Consider the following 644-nt stretch of genomic DNA (forward strand, 5'->3'; position numbering starts at 1 on the left):
TTCCACCAAGGAGGGCACGAAGAACATTAAGAAACCCGCACAAAGCAGAAATATTGGTAGCCCGATTCTGGATTTCATTATTATTGCCTAACGTAGATCTCAACCGCGCCGTGTAAAACAGTTTCGCATCATTAACGTTTTTAGCTCTACAAATTCATCGGACAACGAACGGTATCGCGTCGGATGAAGCGCCTTGTTCGGTTTTTTATTTTTCTTTCGCTATACGGAACCAGATGAATATTTTAGTGATGGTATAAGGAAGAACAAAATACCCTACAATAGCCATTATAAATTCCACTGGGCTCCAATGGGTTCCAAATCCTAGTAATGGTTCATATATCAAATCGTCAATAATCGCGGAGTATGGAAAATGAACATACTTCATCGATATCAGCGGTATGACCAAGGAAATCAAAGATGCTATAATAGATGAAACGATGATGCGTTTAGTGATCAATGAGAATATCACTCCGAGAACAGATGCCAAAACCACTACTGCAAAGAGTGTTGGAAAAGGATTAATTACTGTGCTGATCATCTTATTATTACCGAACGTAAAATTCGGCCGCCGATAAATCAATGGTCGAATATGTAGAATGTCCCATGCGTGTAGAATGTTTCTCAGACTAGGGACGGTATCCGGT

The 644-nt window shown here is 40.1% G+C and carries 1 protein-coding gene; it reads left to right on the plus strand.

The genetic code is table 11. From position 1 onward, the window contains the following. Nucleotides 1-398 precede the first annotated feature (398 nt). Entirely contained in the window at nt 399-575 is a 177-nt protein-coding gene (locus JO972_RS16745; RefSeq protein ID WP_309491236.1) for a hypothetical protein, read from the plus strand. The last annotated feature ends 69 nt before the right edge of the window (nt 576-644 follow it).

Source organism: Oceaniferula flava, from assembly GCF_016811075.1.
GTDB classification, from domain to species: Bacteria; Verrucomicrobiota; Verrucomicrobiia; order Verrucomicrobiales; family Akkermansiaceae; genus Oceaniferula; species Oceaniferula flava.